Here is a 17,751-nt window from a genome sequence, read left to right as displayed (position 1 = left end):
TCAATGGCCTCCCATTTCCCGGCGTGCATTGCGGATATTCCAGATCATGATCGGCACCACCATCAGCATGATGACAACGGCAATCGCAGCACCCCGGCCGAAATCCCCGCCACCTCGGAACATCCAGTCAAACATCAGGTTGGCGAGAACCTGGCTCTGCCATTGGCCATTGGTCATGGCCAGCACGATATCGAAAACCTTCAGCACCAGGATGGTGATCGTCGTCCAGACAACGGCAATCGTACCCCAGATCTGCGGCACCTTGATCTTCATGAAGATCTGCCAGGGATTGGCGCCATCAATCACCGCAGCCTCGATGGTTTCTTCGGGAATACCGCGCAGGGCAGCCGACAGCAGCACCATGGCAAAACCGGTCTGAATCCAGATCAGGATGACCATCAGGAAGAAATTGTTCCAGAACGGCAGGGAAATCCAAACCTGCGGTGTGCCGCCGAACCAGACGACAATGGCGTTGAGAAGGCCGATCTGCTCGGCATTGGCGTCGCGGTAATCATAGACGAATTTCCAGATCACCGAGGCGCCGACAAAAGAAATCGCCATCGGCATGAAAATCAGCGACTTGGCGATATTGCCCCACCAGATCCGGTCGGTGAGCGCGGCGATCACCAGACCGAACAGGGTGGCGCCGGTCGGCACCACGATCAACCAGAGGATATTGTTGAAGATCGATTCCCGGAATTCGCGATCGAAAATCATCCAGCGGTAATTGTCGAGACCGACAAACTGGGTCCCGGAACGGTCATAGACCGAATAGGCAATCGACGAAAACAGCGGATAGACCAGATAGACGCCGAGCGACAGCAGCGCCGGGCCGAGAAACAGCCAGGGCCGGATCTGGCCTGCGATCCGCAGATTGCGGGAGGCGCGGGAAAGATCCGGGATATTGGCGGGAAACAGCCGGTCGAGAATGAAGTTCGACCCGAAGAAATAGGCCAGCGCCGCACCTACGCCGATAACGATGGTGATCAATGCGTATAAAAGCTGTTCCACGGACCCGGCCTCCCAACCCGTCTGATCGATATGGACACCAGATATCGCAGCAGTTTCAGGCTGCGATACCTCGCGCTATTGCGGTGTTATTTCAGGCCGTCCCAGGATTTCTGGATGCCTTTGGCGACTTCGTCGGCAGATTTTCCACCGGCATAATCGACCATCGCGGTCCAGAAAGCGCCCGCACCGATCTTGCCCGGCATCAGGTCGGAACCATCAAACCGGAACGTGGTGGCATCCAGCAGGATCTTGCCCTGTTTCTTCAAGGGGTCGTTGGCATAGGTATCCTGATTGGCCGCCTTGAAGGCGGTCAGGAAGCCGGACTGCGCCATCCAGATCTCATGGGCGATCGGGGTCTTGATGAAGTCGATAAAGGCGCGCGCACCGGGCGAATCCTTGGTGATCATCGCCAGGGTGCCAGCACCCTCTACCGGATTGCCGAGTTCCGGCTTGCTGGCATAATTCGGGGTCGGGAAGAAGTCGACGTCTTGGCCAACGACCGTGCCTTGCGGGAAGAAGGACGGAATGAAGGAGGCCTGATGATGCAGGTAGCATTTCGGCGGGGAGGTAAACAGACCCTTCGGGCTATCGCGGAAATCGGTGGAGGCCACGCCCGCCGCGCCGCCATCGACGAATTTCGGATTGCGCGAGAACCAGCCATAATCCTCAATGGCCTTGACCACTTGCGGGTCGTCGAACTTGATCTCGTTCTTCACCCACTTATCATAGACGTCAGCCGGATAGAGCCGCAACATCATGTCTTCGACCCAGTCGGTCGCAGGCCAGCCGGTCGCACCGCCGGAACCGAGCCCGATGCACCAGGGGGTGCCGCCATCGGCCGCGATCTTTTCGGTCAGTGCCTTCAGTTCTTCCATCGACTTGGGTACGTCATAGCCCGCATCCTCGAAATTCTCAGGCACATACCAGATTAGTGACTTGATATCGATCTTGTAGGGGAAGCCATAAATCTGCGGCTTACCGTCCTTGCCCTTGAAGGTGGCAAGATCGACCCAGGACTGGCCTGCGGAGAAATTGTCCTTCAGCCACGGCCCATTCTCCTCACCCAACGGCGTCAAAGCACCCTTGGAGGCGAGATCGGCGACCAGACCTGGCTGGGCAAGAATGGCGACATTGGGCGGGCTGCCCGCCTGGGTGTCGATGACGATCTGCTGCTCGTAATTTTCCGAGGAGGAATATTTGACGTCGGCGCCGGTGGCCTGGCGGAAATATTCGAGCACGCTTTCAAACAGCGCCTGGTCTTCGCCACGCCAGGGGCCAAAAATCGTAATGGTCTGGCCCTTTAACTGGTGAGACTTGGAAAATTCCTCATAGCTCTTCCAGTTGAACCTTGCATCTTCGCCCGGCTTGAACTTCAGCTCGGCGCTGTTTGCGCCGCCTGCAACCAGGCATAAAGCGGCAATCCCCATAAGCAGATGTTTTTTCACGAAAGTCCTCCCTTTAACCAATGCCTGTTTCCCCAATCCCTGTTTCCAAGAGCCTGTTTCCCAAGCGGGGGTGATCCTGCCATCACCATTATCCAGCTTCCAAAGCGCTTTGGTGGGCAAACATCTCCATTGCTTGTTGCAGAGTCAAGCCTTTTCAAAAACACCAAACCATTCTGTCTCGTTAAAAATGGAGCAGCGACCGGTTTGGGAAAGGGATGGGGTTTAAAAATAGATTTTCGATTTGCAGCACCTGCCTCTCCTGCTAATTTGCAAGCGCTTTGGGCGCGGGAGACCCAGGGAAAGGGAGAAATAAACCTCGTGAATTTGAAGCAATTGTCGCAGATGCTCGGCCTGTCGCAGACAACGATCAGCCGGGCATTGAACGGCTATCCGGAGGTCAACGAAGAGACCCGCCAGCGCGTTGCCAAGGCCGCCGCCGAGACCGGCTATCGGCCTAACCGCGCAGCCCTGCGGCTGGCGACCGGCAAGGCCGGGTCGCTCGGACTGGTCATGCCGATTTCCCCGGATCACAGCTCCGATATCCATTTCGCGGAATTCCAGAGCGGGCTGGCCGAAACTTGTCTTCAGCATGAATTTCACTTCGTCATCATTCCGGCCCATCCCCAGGCGGAAGAGCAGGCCATTCGTGGCCTTGTCGGCAGCGGCGCCGTGGATGCGTTCTATCTCGCCTATCTCAGGGCCAGTGACCCCCGCATTGCCATGGCGAAATCACTTTCGGTGCCTTTCATCATCCATGGCCGCTCGCAGGGCATACCGGAAGACTATCCCTATCTTGATATCGACAATGAAGGTGCTTTCCGGCAGGCGACGGAGCTGCTGATCGGGCTTGGCCATCGCCGTTTTGCGCTTTTGAACGGTCCGGCAGACCTCGATTTCGCCTTGCGCCGATTGCAAGGCACAAAAAAGGCGCTTGCAGGCGCAGGCCTTGCCCTGCCGCCAGAGGCAATCAGCCATACGCTGATGACCGACGAATGGGGCTACCGGCAGATGAGCGCCCTGCTCCATCAGCCAGAACGTCCAACCGCCGTGCTCTGTGCCAGTACGGTTCTGGCACTGGGCGCCGTGCGGGCCATCAACGATGCCGGGCTGACTGTGGGTCAGGATATTTCGCTGGTCGCCCATGACGACGATCTGCCGCTGCTAAAGCCGGAACATTTCCGCGTACCGCTGACCACGACGCGCTCGTCGCTGAGAGATGCTGGAAGGCGGGTGGCGCAACGGCTGATCGCCGACATAGCCCAGACCCCGGCGGGGCCTCCCCTCCAGGAAATCTGGCAGGCTGAACTGGTCATCCGGGCCTCGACTGGCCCGGCGCCTGGAAAATGACTCAGAATTTCGGCGGCTGCTTGCCTGCGCCACGATAGGCCGCAATCACCGTATTGGCCATCAGCATGGCGATGGTCATCGGGCCAACACCGCCGGGAACGGGGGTGATGGCACCCGCCTTTTGAGCGCAGTCTGTAAAGGCGACATCGCCAACCAGTTTGGTCTTGCCCTCGCCTTTTTCAGGGGCGGCGACGCGGTTGATGCCAACGTCGATCACGGTCGCGCCCTCTTTCACCCAATCGGCCTTGACCATTTCAGCCCGCCCGACCGCTGCCACCAGAATATCGGCCTGGCGGGCCAAGGAGGCCAAATCGCGGCTGCGGGAATGGGACATGGTCACGGTGGCATTGGCGTTGAGCAGCAATTGGCCCATCGGCTTGCCGAACAGGTTGGAACGACCAATCACCAGCGCATTCAGACCGGAGAGATCAGCCCCGTGGATCTGGCGCACCAGCAACATGGCACCTGCGGGCGTGCAGGAAATCAGCCCGGTTTCGAGATCCCCGGTCGCCAGCTTACCGGCATTAACGACATGCAGACCATCCACGTCCTTTTCCGGCAGGATGGACTGGATGACCGCCTCGCTGTCGAAATGCCTGGGCAGCGGCAATTGCACGAGGATGCCATGAATGGCGGGATCGGCATTAAGGCTTGCCACCAGATCCAGCAATTGCTGCTGGCTGGTCTCTTCCGGCAAGGTATGCTGAACCGAATTAAAGCCGCATTGCTTGGCCATCCGGCCCTTGGAACCGACATAGGCGTGGCTGGCCGGATCATCGCCGACGATGATCACGGCAAGACCGATCTTCTGGCCGCTGTCTCTTTCGAATGCCTCGGAACTGATCCTGACGGCCTCGATTACCGAAGCCGCAACCTGCTTTCCGTCAATCACCGTTGCCACGTCTGGTTTCCTCTTGCTGAAAGCGATAGGAGCCGGTTTACCGGCTCATGGGAGAATGAATGGTAGCTACCATTCCCGTCTCCGCTTTCAAAATGCAAAACCAGTAATTCGGATCAAAATTTGGCATGGTCGCGATCAACGCAATCATTGCTCGGTAGAAGCCTTGTCGCGGCGGGCCGACAGCTTGAAGCGCAGCACATGCAAGAGGAAGACCGGAATACCGATCAGATAGCGCCGCCACAACCGGCTCGGCTCCCGTGTCAACCGGTAGAGCCATTCACAGCGGATTTTGCGCATCCATTGCGGTGCGCGTGGCATGGTGCCCGAGACAAAATCAAACAGCGCGCCGACGCCGAACACCACACGCGCATGCTCCGGCTTGATATGCTGGGCAATCCATTTTTCCTGCAAGGGAGTGCCCATGCCGACCAGCAGCACGTCGATCTTGGCGTCCTCAAGCCGTTCGAGAATGATCGGCAACTCCTCATTGTCGAAAAAGCCGTCGGCCACCGGTACGAATTCGTGCCATGGCGCATGTTTGCGGAAACGGGCGACAGCACCCGCCAGCACACCGGGCTTTGCGCCGATCAGGCCGATACGGCGCGGCTCTTCCATATAGGTAAACAGGGCAGGCACGAAATCCGTACCGTTCAGATTGGCCGCAAAGGGCTCGCCATCGATGATGCTCGCCGCAAGGTCCATACCGATCCCATCAGGCAGAACGATATGTCCTTTAAGGACATCGCGATAGGCGGCATCCCTGAGCATGATGTTGATATTGTTGGCATTCAGGAAGGAGACCTGCGCATGTGCGCCAGGCGTTGCCGCATATTGAGCGATCAGGCTGAGGCCGGAAATCCAGGAGAGATCGAAGATCGGCATGCCAAACAGGATCTTTTTCGGGGCAATCTGCTCTGCGGTTGAAATCAGGTTCATCGGGTGGAACTCATCATCATGATGGAGGCGACCCCAGTCTCCGGCCAGATCCTGGCGAACCCTATGAATAAGGCGCGCCGTGCTGATCTGTTCATCAGCATCTGCGACAGGGGCTTTGCGCGTGGTAACAGTGTTCATAAACATGACAAGCCAGATTGAAACCATACGCAGAATAACAGGCAGGCATAAAATCCGACTTAAGTAGCCCGCTAGAAATACAGGCTTTTCGTTTATACTTCGTTTACCGCGATCGCTCCAGCCATGTCTCTCATAGGCAGGCGCGAAGATGTGAACCCCATCCTCACCCTCAAAGGATTTCGAATATTTCAAATGCATCAAAGGCTTGAAATATTCGAAACCGGAGTACCAACTGCCATCTTCAATGGCCGTTCGTATCAATGTGCAGGCGCCGCACCTTCCGGGGCCTTCTCTCCCTCAACGATCTTGACCGCTGGCAGCAGCTTCGGCTTGCCGCCACCACCTTCGCGGATATCGTCCTTGCCGAGGAAGTCCAACTGCTCGATCAGCACGTCATTGATGACATCGCTGCCGAGGCGTTTGTTGATGCCGGTCTTGATGGCCTGCTTGAAACCGTCAACATCGAGCTTGGTCGATTTTGACAGATCAACCATCGAGTTGCCGACCAGCAGGGTAAACAATTGGTCCGTCATCAGCGCCGTCATCGGCATTTGCATGGCGCCAGCTTTTTCCTTGTCGACCATGAAGGAGAACCGACCAATGAAATAGCCTTTCACCTTACCATTCTCGAGAAATGGCACAGTGATGGCTTCTCCGCGCACCACTTCAGTCGGCGGTGCCTTGACCTCTTCGACCGGTGGTGGCGCGGTGGCCACCTGGATGGAAAAGTAAACGGCGACGAGAGCGACGATGCAGGCCCATACGCCGGCAATGACAATCTTGACCATTAATTTTCTCTGTAGAGAAACTGTTCCTGGGAATAGGTACCATCATTATCGGCATCCTGAACAGCGCTGCGCAGAATATCGGCCACCGCGCGCACGGCATCCAGATGTGCCTCGACTCGTCTTGCGTTCAAGGCCAGCTTTTTCTTCAGCCCATGCATCTGCTCGACATAATTGATGGCAATTTCCTTGGGATCGGTATCGCGAAACAACATTGTCAGTTCATAGAGGCAGCGGCTTTTGTGGGCGTTCGAAACCTTGAAATCAAACTGCGGATCCTTGCCAATTCGATGATTTTCGTTATCGACAATCATTTCGAGACGACCGAGAACGGTCTTGATCCGGTAGTCGTTGGACACATGTTCCATGAAAAATCTGTTCCTTGAATTCCGACCGCCAAGCGCCTGCGCTGTGGCGCCGGGGCTGGTGTCACTTTTTAATCTGCGCATATTGGTGGGATGAGCCCAATAGCAAGGCAGGCATCCCAGGCGTGCGGGATAATCATGCACCGCTACAAACTGCGTGCCTTACGCTGAAAAGATCAGACTGTGGCTGCGCCAGAGAAGGGCACCTTTACCGTGTCAGTTGCCTCATCGGAACCCGCAAGGCCGAGTGACTTGCGCTCGATCTCGTCAAGCCGCATCTGCGCCATGTTCTGCTGAGCAGGGTCTGTCGTAGCGTTCTGGGCGCCCTTGTTGCGCAGTTTTGCCATTTCATCGGCATACATCTGCTTGGCAATGCCAACGCCACCACGCTCGGAAATGGTATTGCCGATCTGCTCGGCCATCATGCTTTTCCAGATTTCGCCAGCATTGCCCTTGCCAAAAACAGCTTCACTATCCTTGGGCAGCATGTTGGAAATGAAATTCTGCAACACGATACCTTCATATTGCCGGTAAGGCTTGGGAATATCGCTCGCCTTGATCGTATTGGTGGCGCGATTGGCAAGCCCCGCCTTGGTGGAAGCGCCGTCGTTCAAAGTGTTCATCGCCACGTCGAAGCCGGCGCTTTTTTCGTTCAGGCTGGCGGCCTGCACACTGGCGCGTGCCGATTGCAGCCTTTGCTGGGCCTCTGCCATGGCAGACGGTTCGGCCGCCCGCACAACATCCATAACAAGATCGCTTGGAGGAGAAATAGCCACGGTGTTCGTTCCCTGAAAATCAACTGGAACCACTATCTCTCGTGAAGCTTGCTGGAGGCTGGTGTGGCAAATGTCAGGTCGATCAGATCCTGAAGCGCTTCGTCCTCGGCCTCGCGATCCTCGTGTCCGCGCGCCTCAATCATCTTGTCTTGCAGCCGTTCCGCCTTGGTGCGCTGGCGCAGAACCTTGTTTTCCTGCACCCGCTGCACATCGGCCATGCGCCGGTCATCGCCCGAAAGCCGGTCGAAGCGATCCGCATAGGATTGGGCAAACAGCCTATGCACCGGGTCCATCGAACCCAGTGCCTCAATCACCCGTTCGAGGCCAGCGGCAATTTCCTGGCGCTGGCGCGCGGTCTCGACGAGATCATACTCGGCGATCTTTTCCAAATGCCGCTGCACGGCCACCAGCCGCTTCAATTTCTTGGATTTCTTATCAGGTCCCATGACACGGCCTCATCGAGAGCTCGCTCTCATCCCTGGCATCCCTGGCTCTGTCATGTCAGTGCCCCTCTCATGTTAGAGCATCTTCGCTTTTGAAGCGTGAAAAAATCTCTAACTCTCTCTTAATTTACACATTTCCGGACGCAAAACCGCATTCCACTCCTCCCTGACAAACTCTAATGCCCCAGGAAGATCGGTATGAAAGCATCGGCAAACTGGCGCATCATCACCCCGATCGACCAATAGACCAGCAGCATTCCCCCGGTGATAAGATAGGGGGTGGAGATGTAGTAGACCGGGATCTGCGGTGCCAGCTTGTTGACCAGACCGACGCCGAGATTGAACATCAGGCCATAGATGATGAAGGGACTGGAAAGCCGCAGCATCAGCATATAGGTCCGCGAGGCGGTATCCGTCAGCGTTATCAGCATCTTCTGGGTATCTGGCACGCCGCCCATCGGCATAACCGAATAGCTGTCGATCAACGCCCGGAAGATGACATGGTGAAAATCCATCATGAACAACATCATCAGCCCGCAAAAGCTGATCATGTTGGTCATCTGGTTTTCGGCACCGTCTTCCAGAACATCCGCCGTGGCCGTGCTGTTGAAACCGATCATCATCGTCAGAATCGCACCGGCAAATTGCAGGCCCAGCGTGAAAAATCGGGTAATCAGCCCAAAGACCGCGCCGATCAGCGTTTCCGTAAAGATCAGCGCGACGAAAATCGAACCGCCGCCGCTCACCTTGGGATAAACCGTATCCCAGACGAGCGGCGTGCAGGCAATGGAGACCGCAAACGCGACCAACAGGCGGATCTGGGTGGGAATGCGCGAGGAGGCAAAGCCCGGCATGGTCATGAAACAGGAACCGATACGGCAAAAAACCAGGAACACCGCCAGTACCGATCCTTGCGGATCAGTGATCATGAAATCGATCCCAGAATCTTGATTTCGATGCCTTTGGCCAATTCGACATGTGACAGCACCGGCAGGGTTGCAAACAAGCGTTCAATAATCATGCGCACATAAGACCGCGTTTCCGGCGACGTGACAAGCACGAAAGGCAGGCCGCGGTCCATGAATTCACGGATAACCCGGCTTGCCTGCTCGCTGAACTCTTCCAGCGAACGCGGGTCGATATCGAATTCGACAACCTCACCCTTGTTGTCACGCTTCAGGGCTTGATGGAAGACCAGATCCCATTTGCTGCCCAATCGCAGAACCCGCAGCACGCCATTGTCGGTCAGATCGCCGCACAATTGCTGCGCCATGCGCACACGCACATGCTCAACGATCTGCTCGGTCTTGCGCACATGCGGCGCCAATTCGGCCACGGCCTCAAGGATCAGATGCAGGTTACGGATCGACACCCGTTCGGCCAACAACAGTTTCAACACGGCTTGCAAGCCTGAATAGGACATATGCGAGGAGCAGATTTCGTCTGCCAGCTTCTTATATTCGGGATCGAGCCGATCAATCAGGATTTTTACGTCCTTATAGGACAAGAGCTGAGGCAGATTGTTGCGGATAACCTCGCTCAAATGGGTCAGCACGACAGAGACATTGTCGATAGGATGAAAGCCTTCGCGCTTCAAGTCTTCGGTAAAGGCTTCCATGATCGATACGGCTGGCATGCCAAAGGCAGGTTCGCGAATCTCGTCACCGGGAATGCGCGGCTTGCGGCCGTTGCCGGTGACAACAAGCACTTCGCCAACCCGCAACAAGTTCGAGGCGATGGTCGTGCCATGGACCCGAATATGATAGGACTTGTCCGGTATACCGATATCATCCGTCACCTTGATTTCGGGTACGACAAAACCGTATTGGCTGGCGAATTTCTTGCGCATCTTGCCGACGCGGAAAGCCAGTTCCTGATGCGAACCCAGCAGGCGGGTCGAAACCAGCTTGCCGAGCGCCAGCTCGATCTCGGAGGTTTTCAGCACGCTCTTGACCGAATCCTTTTCGGCTTCCTTGTTCTGAATAACCTTCTTTTCCTCGACCTGGCGCTTCGCAAGGTTCACGGCTTCCACCTGGCGGGGAATGTACCAGCTGCCGAACGCCATGATACCGCCCAGGATCACGAAGGGCAGCAAGGGTAGGCCCGGAATGATCGCCAGAAGGAACATCAGAGCGGAGGCAACCGACAACGCACGCGGATAGCCGCTCAGCTGGTTGATGACCGCTTCGTCCGTGGACCCGGCATTGCCGCCACGGGTGACGAGCAGGCCGGCGGCGAGCGAAACGATCAGAGCGGGGATCTGCGAGACCAGACCATCGCCCACCGAGAGCTTGACGAACACATCCGCTGCTTCGCTGATGGGCATGCCATGGCGGAAGTAACCGATGATAATGCCACCGACGATATTGATGGCGGTGATGATCAGACCAGCGACCGCATCGCCGCGTACGAATTTCGAGGCACCGTCCATCGCGCCGAAGAAGGAGCTTTCCTGCTCCAGCTCTTTGCGCCGGCGTTGAGCTTCGCTTTCCTCGATAATCCCTGCCGAAAGGTCGGCATCGATCGCCATCTGCTTGCCGGGAATGGCATCCAACGTGAAGCGGGCGCCGACTTCCGCGATACGGGTGGCACCCTTGGTGATGACGATGAAGTTGACGGTGACCAGAATGGCAAAGACGATCAGACCAATCACGAAATCGCCGGACATGACCAGGTTGGCAAAGCCGGCGATGACGCTGCCAGCCGCATCATGACCCTGATGACCATGCGACAGGATAACCCGCGTTGTCGCGATATTCAGCGACAGGCGCACCATGGTCGAAATCAGCAGAATGGTCGGGAAAGATGAGAAATCCAGCGGCCGTTGTATCCAGAGCGACACCATCAGGATCAAAACGGAAAGGGCAATGGAAAACGCCAGCCCCATATCGATCAGGAAGGGTGGGATCGGTAGAAAGAGAATGCAGAGAATAGCGACAATGCCCATGGCAAAGCCGATTTCTCGGCCGCGATTATTGGCAATTGTCGGAAGTGAGGTCGTCGGTGCTTGCGCCATGTCCTGTTCCATCTCTTCATGAGAAGGCTGGCGGAACGAGAATCCGCCATTATGGCGACAGGATTAGCGGACAAAGCTTGCGCGAGGATGCCCTTATCTCAAGGCGAAAGTCTCAGGACGAACGGCTGCATATTGATTTAAAACCCGGATTGGACCCGGGAAAACACAAGATTGGCAAAAATCGAAATTTGAGATCCAACAAAGGGAGCGGAAATGCCAATCGTCACCATGATCGCAACGATTTTCGGGACGAATGTCAGGGTCATTTCCTGGATCTGGGTCAATGCCTGGATCAAGGCGACCACGACGCCGACGATCATCGCGGCCAGAACGGCTGGCCCCGAGGCAATCAGCACGGTCCATACAGCGGCGCGCATGATATCGAGGGCATCTGCTTCATTCATCGGCATTCCTCCAGCGACATCATGCCGCCCGACACGACTCAATTGATAAAGCAAAATTCCTCAAATCCCAATCGATTTGAGGAATTTTACAGTCGTTAAAGCCTTTTGCACTTTCCATCTCGACCAGTTCCGGTTGGATGGAAATGAGCGATCAGGAGCCGCTCGAGAAGTTGACGCCGGTCTGCAACTCTACTGTTCCACCGCTGCTGGTGGTGAGTGTCACGGCGTCGTCGGCGACCTTGACGTTGGAGACAACACCCGTCGTTTCGCCGTCCGAACTTGTCACCGTCTTGCCGACGATATCGCCGGCCCGTGTCAAGGCTTCTGCCTGCAACATGCTGCGCAGCAAGGTATTGGTCTTGATGGACTGCTCGACCTGCGAATAGGTTGCGAGCTGAGTCACCTGCTCCGTGGCAGACATTGGATCCGTCGGATCCTGGTTCTCCAACTGGGCGATCAGAAGCTGAAGGAAGCTATTATAGTCCATGGATGCGTCAGCCGCGTCCGAGTTGGCCGATGCGTTGGCGAACGGATTGGTATAAGTCGCCGAGCTCGAAGAGGACGAGGAACTCGTAGACGTCGCAGAGCTCGTTGCTTCTACCGCCATGGTGCGATCTCCTTGCGGATCTGTTCGATGGTTGCCGGCGCCATTTCCTGGTTGTTCAGGATTCTGTCCTCGAGCGGATAAAGACCGCGAATGGCCTTCAATGCATCGAAGGCGCGCCCTGAGACGACCTGAGCGTCGATCCGCTTCAATTCAGCCAGGATCTCGTCATCCTGGAAGCAGGACAGCAACATCACGATCGACTTGCGGAACATGGTCAACGTCTGTTCCTTGCCTTCCGGATTGATGAGAATCATCTGGGCGATGAAATAGAGCTGGCGTAGCGGGGTATTGGCGTCTTCCGGCTGGAGCACGTGATTTTCCAGCAGAAAGGTCACATCGTTCAAGAATTCGAGGGCAACCTTCCGATCGACGCGCAAAACGGCACCATTGATAAAGATTCGTTCCCCGGATTTCAGCGAGATTCGCAAGGTGCTCTTCATTTAAGTCCATCCCTGATGATGGTGGTTACATCGATTATGCCTTGGTAATTGTCGGATTCCCGCTTTCTGATGCGGTCACATTCCTTCAATATCCAAAGGGCAATTGAAATGAGATTGGCTCGAAGTTCCGTGCCAAGCTGGTTGTCCGGCTGCTTGAGATCCTCAATGAAGCGGATCCAGACGCGGCGCGTATAGTAAAGAGCCTCAATGCCTTCACGACCGTATTTTCCGGCAGTCCTGGCCTGGCTCAGCAAGTCTATCGATCTGTCGAGAACCTGGCGCTCACGCTCCTTAGCGTCGGCAACCCCATCCTCCATAATCTCATTGTAGGAAAACTGGTACATCTAGATTTCCTCTACTCCACCCCACCTTTGATCATCAAAGGTAATCCACAAGGCTGAGCTTCTGCAAGCGTGCGGTCAAGGTGTATGACGTCTCGACCAAAGATTGCAGGTTGTTCAAACGGGTCGATGCTTCATAGGCATCCACACCGGTCAAATTGCTTAATTGGTTTTCAATAATGTCCTTCTGGGACGTTAAAGAATCGTTTGCATTGGTGACACGTTCCTGGGACAGGCCCAATTGTGTGCGCTCGTCATTGATACCGGAAACGGCAAGACCGGAATATTCGATCGCCTTGGAGATCATCGCATTGCGGGTTTCGGTCGAGTAATTGCCATTCAGCATTTCGCTACCGATCACCGAAACAAGGCCCGTATAGCGGAAGCCATCGGAGTTGGCGCTGGATGAGCTTTGAATAACTTCGTTTTTGCTGATCCGGCTCGTCATTGTCTCATCGGTGGCCGCCGACCAATTGTCCGTCCAGTCCGCCCCGTCAAAGGATGGCTCAAGGACGTTCTCCATGAAATCGTCCATCTGGTCAGCGCTGATGCCACTGACCCCATCATCGTCAGGCGACATGCCAAAATATCCGGAAAACAGATTGTCAAAATTCTGCTTGGCGTCCGTTTCATTATCGTCGTCATCGATATAGTAGTAATCGGTGATCGGCTTCACATCGGTATTAATACCAGAAAACAGATATTCACCGTTCACAGAGGTATTTGCGGCGTCAATGAAGCTGTCCATCGCGCTTTTCATGGTTTTTTGCGCGGAGTCCAGCGTCGTACTGTCAGTGCTGGTACCAAGACCAACCAGCGTCGACTGCATTGTTGTTGCTGCCGATGCAATCGTATCCAACGCCGTCTGAGATGCATCGAGACGGGTCGAGACGATGGAATTGGTGTCCATCAGGGACTGCACGCGCAGAGAATCCCGATTGAGATCCACGGCTGAAGAGGTCTTGGCGCCAAGTTCTGTTCCGACATCTGCGTATTTGCCGGTCGTCACTTCTGTCTGAGCATCCGACATCTGCTTTTGCGCATCACTGATCGTGAGACGCATGGCGTTCTGGATGGTAAGACTGGATATGCTCGATGTCTTCATGGCTTATGCGATCTCCAAGAGGGATTTCAGCATCTCATCGACAGCGTTCATCAGCTTGGTCGAAGCCTTGTAGGATTGCTCGATATCAAGCATCTTCGACAATTCTTCATCGAGATTGACGCCGGTCTTGTTCTGATAGGCTTCCGTGGCCCGCTGCGACAAGGCGGATTTGGTTTCATTGGCTGAATCAGCCGTCGAACGATAGCTTTCGAGCCAACCGACGGAGTTCGAGGCATAGTCTAGGACATTGGAGGTGTCACCGAGACCTGCCGATGAATCGAAGTCCATTTCATCTTCGAAACCTGTGACAAGGTCGTCGAGCAATTCCGAATAACTGACACCTTCCGTTGTATTCCAGGTGTAATTCGAGCCATTGGCGCCGCCATCGCGCAGAAGCGTCGGATCACCATCTTCCGCGGTCACGTAAGCGCTGTTGACCTTGAATGATTCCGAAATACCGGAAACAAGCGTTCCATCTTCCGGCGTCGTTCCCTCTTCCCATGTGAAGAGGCCCGGCATGTCATTGTCTTTAGTCGATTCTTCCGTTTCCGAAAACATCTTGATCAGCGACCGTGAGGTCTCGTCCAACTGCTGCTGCATCTGCGGCGCAATCGAATCGCGGATCTGTAGATTGGCGGCGATCGATCCTTCCGCCGTGGTGTTTCCACCCGTACCGGCCTTGACGGGAACGCCATCGATATAGACCGAGTTGCCCTCGGTTGAAGCACCGTAAGCGCCGGTCGAATCGAATGTCACCGTCCTCGGCTGCTTGTCGAACAACACGGTGCCATCATTGGTGTACAGCGCCATGTCGTTGTTATCGCGCTTGACCGACGATACACCGACAATCTTCGAGATATCCGAGACGAGTTTGTCGCGCTGGTCGAGGGCGTCGTTGGGATCGTTCCCCGTCGCCGTCGCCTTGACCACAGACTGATTGACGGTTTCAAACTGCGACAGAAGATCGTTGAGCTTGTTGACATCGTCCTTGATGGCGTCGTCGGCCTGGGCCCGGACGTTACTGATGCCCTCGGCCGTATTGTTAATCGAGGTGGCGACATCCTGGGCTGCGCTGACCGCCGTTTCCGCCAGGGACAATTCGCTGGGCTGCGCGGCATAGGATTGCATCGCATCCCGCAGCTTGTTGATATAGGTCGACGGTGACGATTCGTAGTCGTTACCGCCGAGAAGTGCCTTCAACTGGTCCAGACCGGTATTGAGCGTATCCTGCCCTTCCGCCTGGGACTGCCCTGAAAGCATTTGCTTTTGCAAGACAGCATCTTCGGAACGGGTCGTAACGACCTGCGCTCCTCCGGTGCTGGTCGAAATAGTGGCAGCGTCACGCTTGACGTAACCTTCCGTCTGGGAGTTGGCAATATTCTTCGACAGAGCCTGCGACTGGACGCCGGTATTGCCGAGAGAAGTTGTCGCCGTATTCATCGTTGACGAAAGAGACATGACACTGCCTTTAAAAGAATAGGATTACCGCTTCAGACTGATCAGCGTATCCAGCATATCCGCCGCAGTCTGGAACACCTTGGAATTGGCGCTATAGCTGCGTTGGGACTGGATCATGTTGGTCAGTTCCGTCGCGAGATCGACATTGGAACTTTCAAGCGTCTTGGAATTAATGCTGCCGAAGCTGCCTGTATTGGCAAAACCAACCACGACCGTGCCTGCATCCGCCGTGACCTGATAGGCCGTGCCGTTGACCGATTTCATATTGTCGGGGCTGGCAACCGTGGCCAACGCCACCTTGTAGAGATTGGCGGTCGAGCCATCCTGATAGGTTGCAACGATATTGCCGTTGCTGTTAACCGTGACGGAGGATGCCGCGCTGGCGCCATTGCCATCCACGTCGCCTTCCGAGGAGTTGGCTGAGTTCAACTGGGTCATGGTCGACATATCCACCTCAATCGTCTGAGGCGAACTGGTCGTGCTGTCGGTAAAGGTAAATGTCCCGCCACTGGAGACCGCGCCATCGGAATCGAAGGTCAGGGTCGTGCTGCCGAGAACACCATTGGTATAAGGGAAATTGGTCTCGTCAGTTGCCTCGCTGGTGCGGAAGATATCCGCTTGCCATTCGTTGTCGGCGGTCTTGGTATAGTAGATGTCATACTGATTGGCGTTACCAAGGCTGTCATAGGCAACCATGGAGCTCTTGAAGCTCCATGTGGCGCTGGCGCTGTTGCTGGAGGGCACATCGCTGGTCACGATATCAGAACCGGACTTCAGGTTACCTTCGATCAATGCATTGGTCGTAGCATTGGCAGAAATGCTGCTGTCCTGAATCTTGACGGGTTCGAGACCTTCAAAACCGTTTATAACAGAGGCCGGCTCGCCATTTTCGTAGGAATAGCCCAGCAGGGTGTAGCCGGCCGAATTAACCATATACCCATTCTCGTCGGCCTGGAAATCGCCAGCTCGCGTCAGGAAAACGCTGCCCGCTTCGTCCTGAACGACGAAATAGCCATCGCCCTTGATCGCCAGATCGGTTTCCGACGTGCTCGACTGATAAGAGCCTTCCTCGGAAATGCTGTTGACCGTGGTCGTTTGCACGCCGCCGGAATTATAGGTTCCACTGCCCGAGGAACCGACAACTAGGCTGGAAAATGCGGTTGATACCCGCTTGTAGCCTGTCGTATCCGAGTTTGCGACATTGTCGCCGACCGTGCTCAGCTTGCTGGCTTGGGCCTGCAAACCGGATACGGCTGTATTCATGCTGCCTGAAAGGCTCATACCACGTCCCCATTCGATCGTCGTGTGAGAAGATTATGAAGTGGGCCTTGCGTGAAGCTGTTTGAAAAAACGCTTAAGAGCACATTCGGCTGCAAGGCCCTGAGAATCTGGCGGCGTGGCCGCCAGATTGTTATTTCCAATCAATACAATATCCAAGGAACCGCTTGGAATCGACCGGGTCGACACCAAGCTTCTTGCGCAGTTTCTTGCGCAGCTTGCTGATATGGCTTTCGACCACATTCTCTTCGACTTCCTCGTCGAAGATGCCGTAGATCGCATTGAAGATCTGAGACTTGGACACCCGCCGGCCGCGATTGGCGACTAGATATTCCAGAATGCGGCGCTCGCGGCGCGGCAAGGGGAAAATCTCTCCGCCGATCTCGGGATCGCGGCCATCCGAATAAACGCGGATCGCGCCGATTTCGGTATAGTTGGCCACAGCCTTCAGGCGCCGCCGAATGGCCGCAGCTCTCGCCAGGATTTCCCGAGGGTGGACCGGCTTGCGCACCACGTCATCCACGCCACTGTCAAACAGGGCAAGTGTTGCTTCCAACGATGGCTGGTCACTGACCGCAATCACCGGAGCCGTCGTACGATCCCGGATGGCCCGTGGCAGATCGCCTGTGCGATCTCCCTGACCAAGCAGAAACGCTTCCACGGCTGCAACATCGCTATCGGCTGCCGAGGCAACCCATTCACCAAATTCGATCGGGTCAAACCCGGTCGAAGGTATTCCTTCACGTCCAAATAAAGACGTGTATCCATTCTTAACGAGCTCGCGCTCATCAACCACTACGATCATTCGTCCGCCTCCGAATCAGTGTGGTGTTTCAACACGACAATGGGTACGAATCGGGGGCTAAAACGACAACTGTAGAAAGTTAATGATAGTTATTAATAGTTGATTAAGATTTTAGAGGTGATTTGACCTACATCTTGTGTCACTGCCGTT

General features: G+C 55.5%; 19 protein-coding genes. 1 reads left to right on the top strand and 18 read right to left on the bottom strand.

The features are described from left to right. Positions 1-1,011, bottom strand: a complete 1,011-nt coding sequence (locus FS819_RS01590) for a carbohydrate ABC transporter permease (RefSeq protein WP_234624762.1) — start codon at positions 1,009-1,011, stop codon at positions 1-3. 86 nt (positions 1,012-1,097) lie between these two features. After that, positions 1,098-2,456: an ABC transporter substrate-binding protein gene (locus tag FS819_RS01585; RefSeq protein ID WP_234624761.1), complete on the bottom strand. Its 1,359-nt coding sequence runs from the start codon at positions 2,454-2,456 to the stop codon at positions 1,098-1,100. Positions 2,457-2,774: 318 nt separating this feature from the next. Between FS819_RS01585 and FS819_RS01580 the strand changes: the two genes are divergently transcribed. Then, positions 2,775-3,803 carry a LacI family DNA-binding transcriptional regulator gene (locus tag FS819_RS01580; RefSeq protein WP_234624760.1) on the top strand — a complete coding sequence of 343 codons (1,029 nt, stop codon included), beginning with the start codon at positions 2,775-2,777 and terminating at the stop codon, positions 3,801-3,803. 1 nt (position 3,804) lies between these two features. Here the strand turns inward: FS819_RS01580 and folD are convergent, their stop codons facing one another. The 16 genes from folD to rem all read right to left on the bottom strand — a co-directional run bounded on the left by folD (position 3,805) and on the right by rem (position 17,601). Next, complete coding sequence (gene folD, locus FS819_RS01575) at positions 3,805-4,704, bottom strand: bifunctional methylenetetrahydrofolate dehydrogenase/methenyltetrahydrofolate cyclohydrolase FolD (RefSeq protein ID WP_234624759.1); 900 nt, start codon at positions 4,702-4,704, stop codon at positions 3,805-3,807. A gap of 144 nt (positions 4,705-4,848) precedes the next feature. Next, positions 4,849-5,778: a WecB/TagA/CpsF family glycosyltransferase gene (locus tag FS819_RS01570; protein ID WP_234624758.1), complete on the bottom strand. Its 930-nt coding sequence runs from the start codon at positions 5,776-5,778 to the stop codon at positions 4,849-4,851. A gap of 257 nt (positions 5,779-6,035) precedes the next feature. Continuing rightward, entirely contained in the window at positions 6,036-6,566 is a 531-nt protein-coding gene (locus FS819_RS01565; protein WP_156548621.1) for a hypothetical protein, read from the bottom strand. Then, positions 6,566-6,931, bottom strand: a complete 366-nt coding sequence (locus tag FS819_RS01560) for a hypothetical protein (protein ID WP_070163567.1) — start codon at positions 6,929-6,931, stop codon at positions 6,566-6,568. Before FS819_RS01560 ends, FS819_RS01565 begins: the two co-directional genes overlap by 1 nt. 173 nt (positions 6,932-7,104) lie before the next feature. Beyond that, a complete protein-coding gene (locus FS819_RS01555; protein WP_234624757.1) occupies positions 7,105-7,704 on the bottom strand; it encodes a rod-binding protein in 600 nt (199 codons plus the stop codon). 32 nt (positions 7,705-7,736) lie between these two features. After that, a complete protein-coding gene (locus FS819_RS01550) occupies positions 7,737-8,150 on the bottom strand; it encodes a hypothetical protein (protein ID WP_156548623.1) in 414 nt (137 codons plus the stop codon). Positions 8,151-8,323: 173 nt separating this feature from the next. Continuing rightward, positions 8,324-9,076: a flagellar biosynthetic protein FliR gene (gene fliR, locus FS819_RS01545; protein WP_156548625.1), complete on the bottom strand. Its 753-nt coding sequence runs from the start codon at positions 9,074-9,076 to the stop codon at positions 8,324-8,326. Further along, the gene (flhA, locus tag FS819_RS01540) at positions 9,073-11,163 is read right to left on the bottom strand and encodes a flagellar biosynthesis protein FlhA (RefSeq protein WP_156548627.1); all 2,091 of its coding nucleotides are present in this window, start codon (positions 11,161-11,163) and stop codon (positions 9,073-9,075) included. The genes fliR and flhA overlap by 4 nt, the downstream gene beginning before the upstream one ends. A gap of 137 nt (positions 11,164-11,300) precedes the next feature. Next, the gene (fliQ, locus tag FS819_RS01535) at positions 11,301-11,567 is read right to left on the bottom strand and encodes a flagellar biosynthesis protein FliQ (protein ID WP_015914971.1); all 267 of its coding nucleotides are present in this window, start codon (positions 11,565-11,567) and stop codon (positions 11,301-11,303) included. Between the two features lie 151 nt (positions 11,568-11,718). Continuing rightward, positions 11,719-12,174, bottom strand: a complete 456-nt coding sequence (gene flgD / locus FS819_RS01530) for a flagellar hook assembly protein FlgD (RefSeq protein WP_156531431.1) — start codon at positions 12,172-12,174, stop codon at positions 11,719-11,721. Next, positions 12,165-12,614: a flagellar biosynthesis repressor FlbT gene (gene flbT, locus FS819_RS01525; protein WP_015914969.1), complete on the bottom strand. Its 450-nt coding sequence runs from the start codon at positions 12,612-12,614 to the stop codon at positions 12,165-12,167. The genes flgD and flbT overlap by 10 nt, the downstream gene beginning before the upstream one ends. Continuing rightward, positions 12,611-12,958, bottom strand: coding sequence for a flagellar biosynthesis regulator FlaF (gene flaF / locus FS819_RS01520; RefSeq protein WP_060716418.1), 348 nt, complete (start codon positions 12,956-12,958; stop codon positions 12,611-12,613). The genes flbT and flaF overlap by 4 nt, the downstream gene beginning before the upstream one ends. A 34-nt stretch (positions 12,959-12,992) precedes the next feature. Beyond that, the gene (locus FS819_RS01515) at positions 12,993-14,060 is read right to left on the bottom strand and encodes a flagellar hook-associated family protein (RefSeq protein ID WP_156548629.1); all 1,068 of its coding nucleotides are present in this window, start codon (positions 14,058-14,060) and stop codon (positions 12,993-12,995) included. Between the two features lie 3 nt (positions 14,061-14,063). After that, complete coding sequence (gene flgK, locus FS819_RS01510; protein ID WP_156548631.1) at positions 14,064-15,518, bottom strand: flagellar hook-associated protein FlgK; 1,455 nt, start codon at positions 15,516-15,518, stop codon at positions 14,064-14,066. Between the two features lie 24 nt (positions 15,519-15,542). Next, positions 15,543-16,799 (bottom strand): flagellar hook protein FlgE, encoded by a 1,257-nt coding sequence (locus tag FS819_RS01505; protein WP_156531429.1) that lies wholly within the window; start codon positions 16,797-16,799, stop codon positions 15,543-15,545. Between the two features lie 130 nt (positions 16,800-16,929). Continuing rightward, a complete protein-coding gene (gene rem, locus FS819_RS01500) occupies positions 16,930-17,601 on the bottom strand; it encodes a transcriptional activator Rem (RefSeq protein ID WP_015914964.1) in 672 nt (223 codons plus the stop codon). Positions 17,602-17,751 lie beyond the last annotated feature (150 nt).

Origin of the sequence: Allorhizobium sp. Av2 (genome assembly GCF_021462805.2) — a bacterium.
Classification (GTDB): domain Bacteria; phylum Pseudomonadota; class Alphaproteobacteria; order Rhizobiales; family Rhizobiaceae; genus Allorhizobium; species Allorhizobium vitis_G.
Note: the sequence above shows the minus strand (reverse complement) of the source record. Positions and strands in the feature narration are given on the sequence as shown.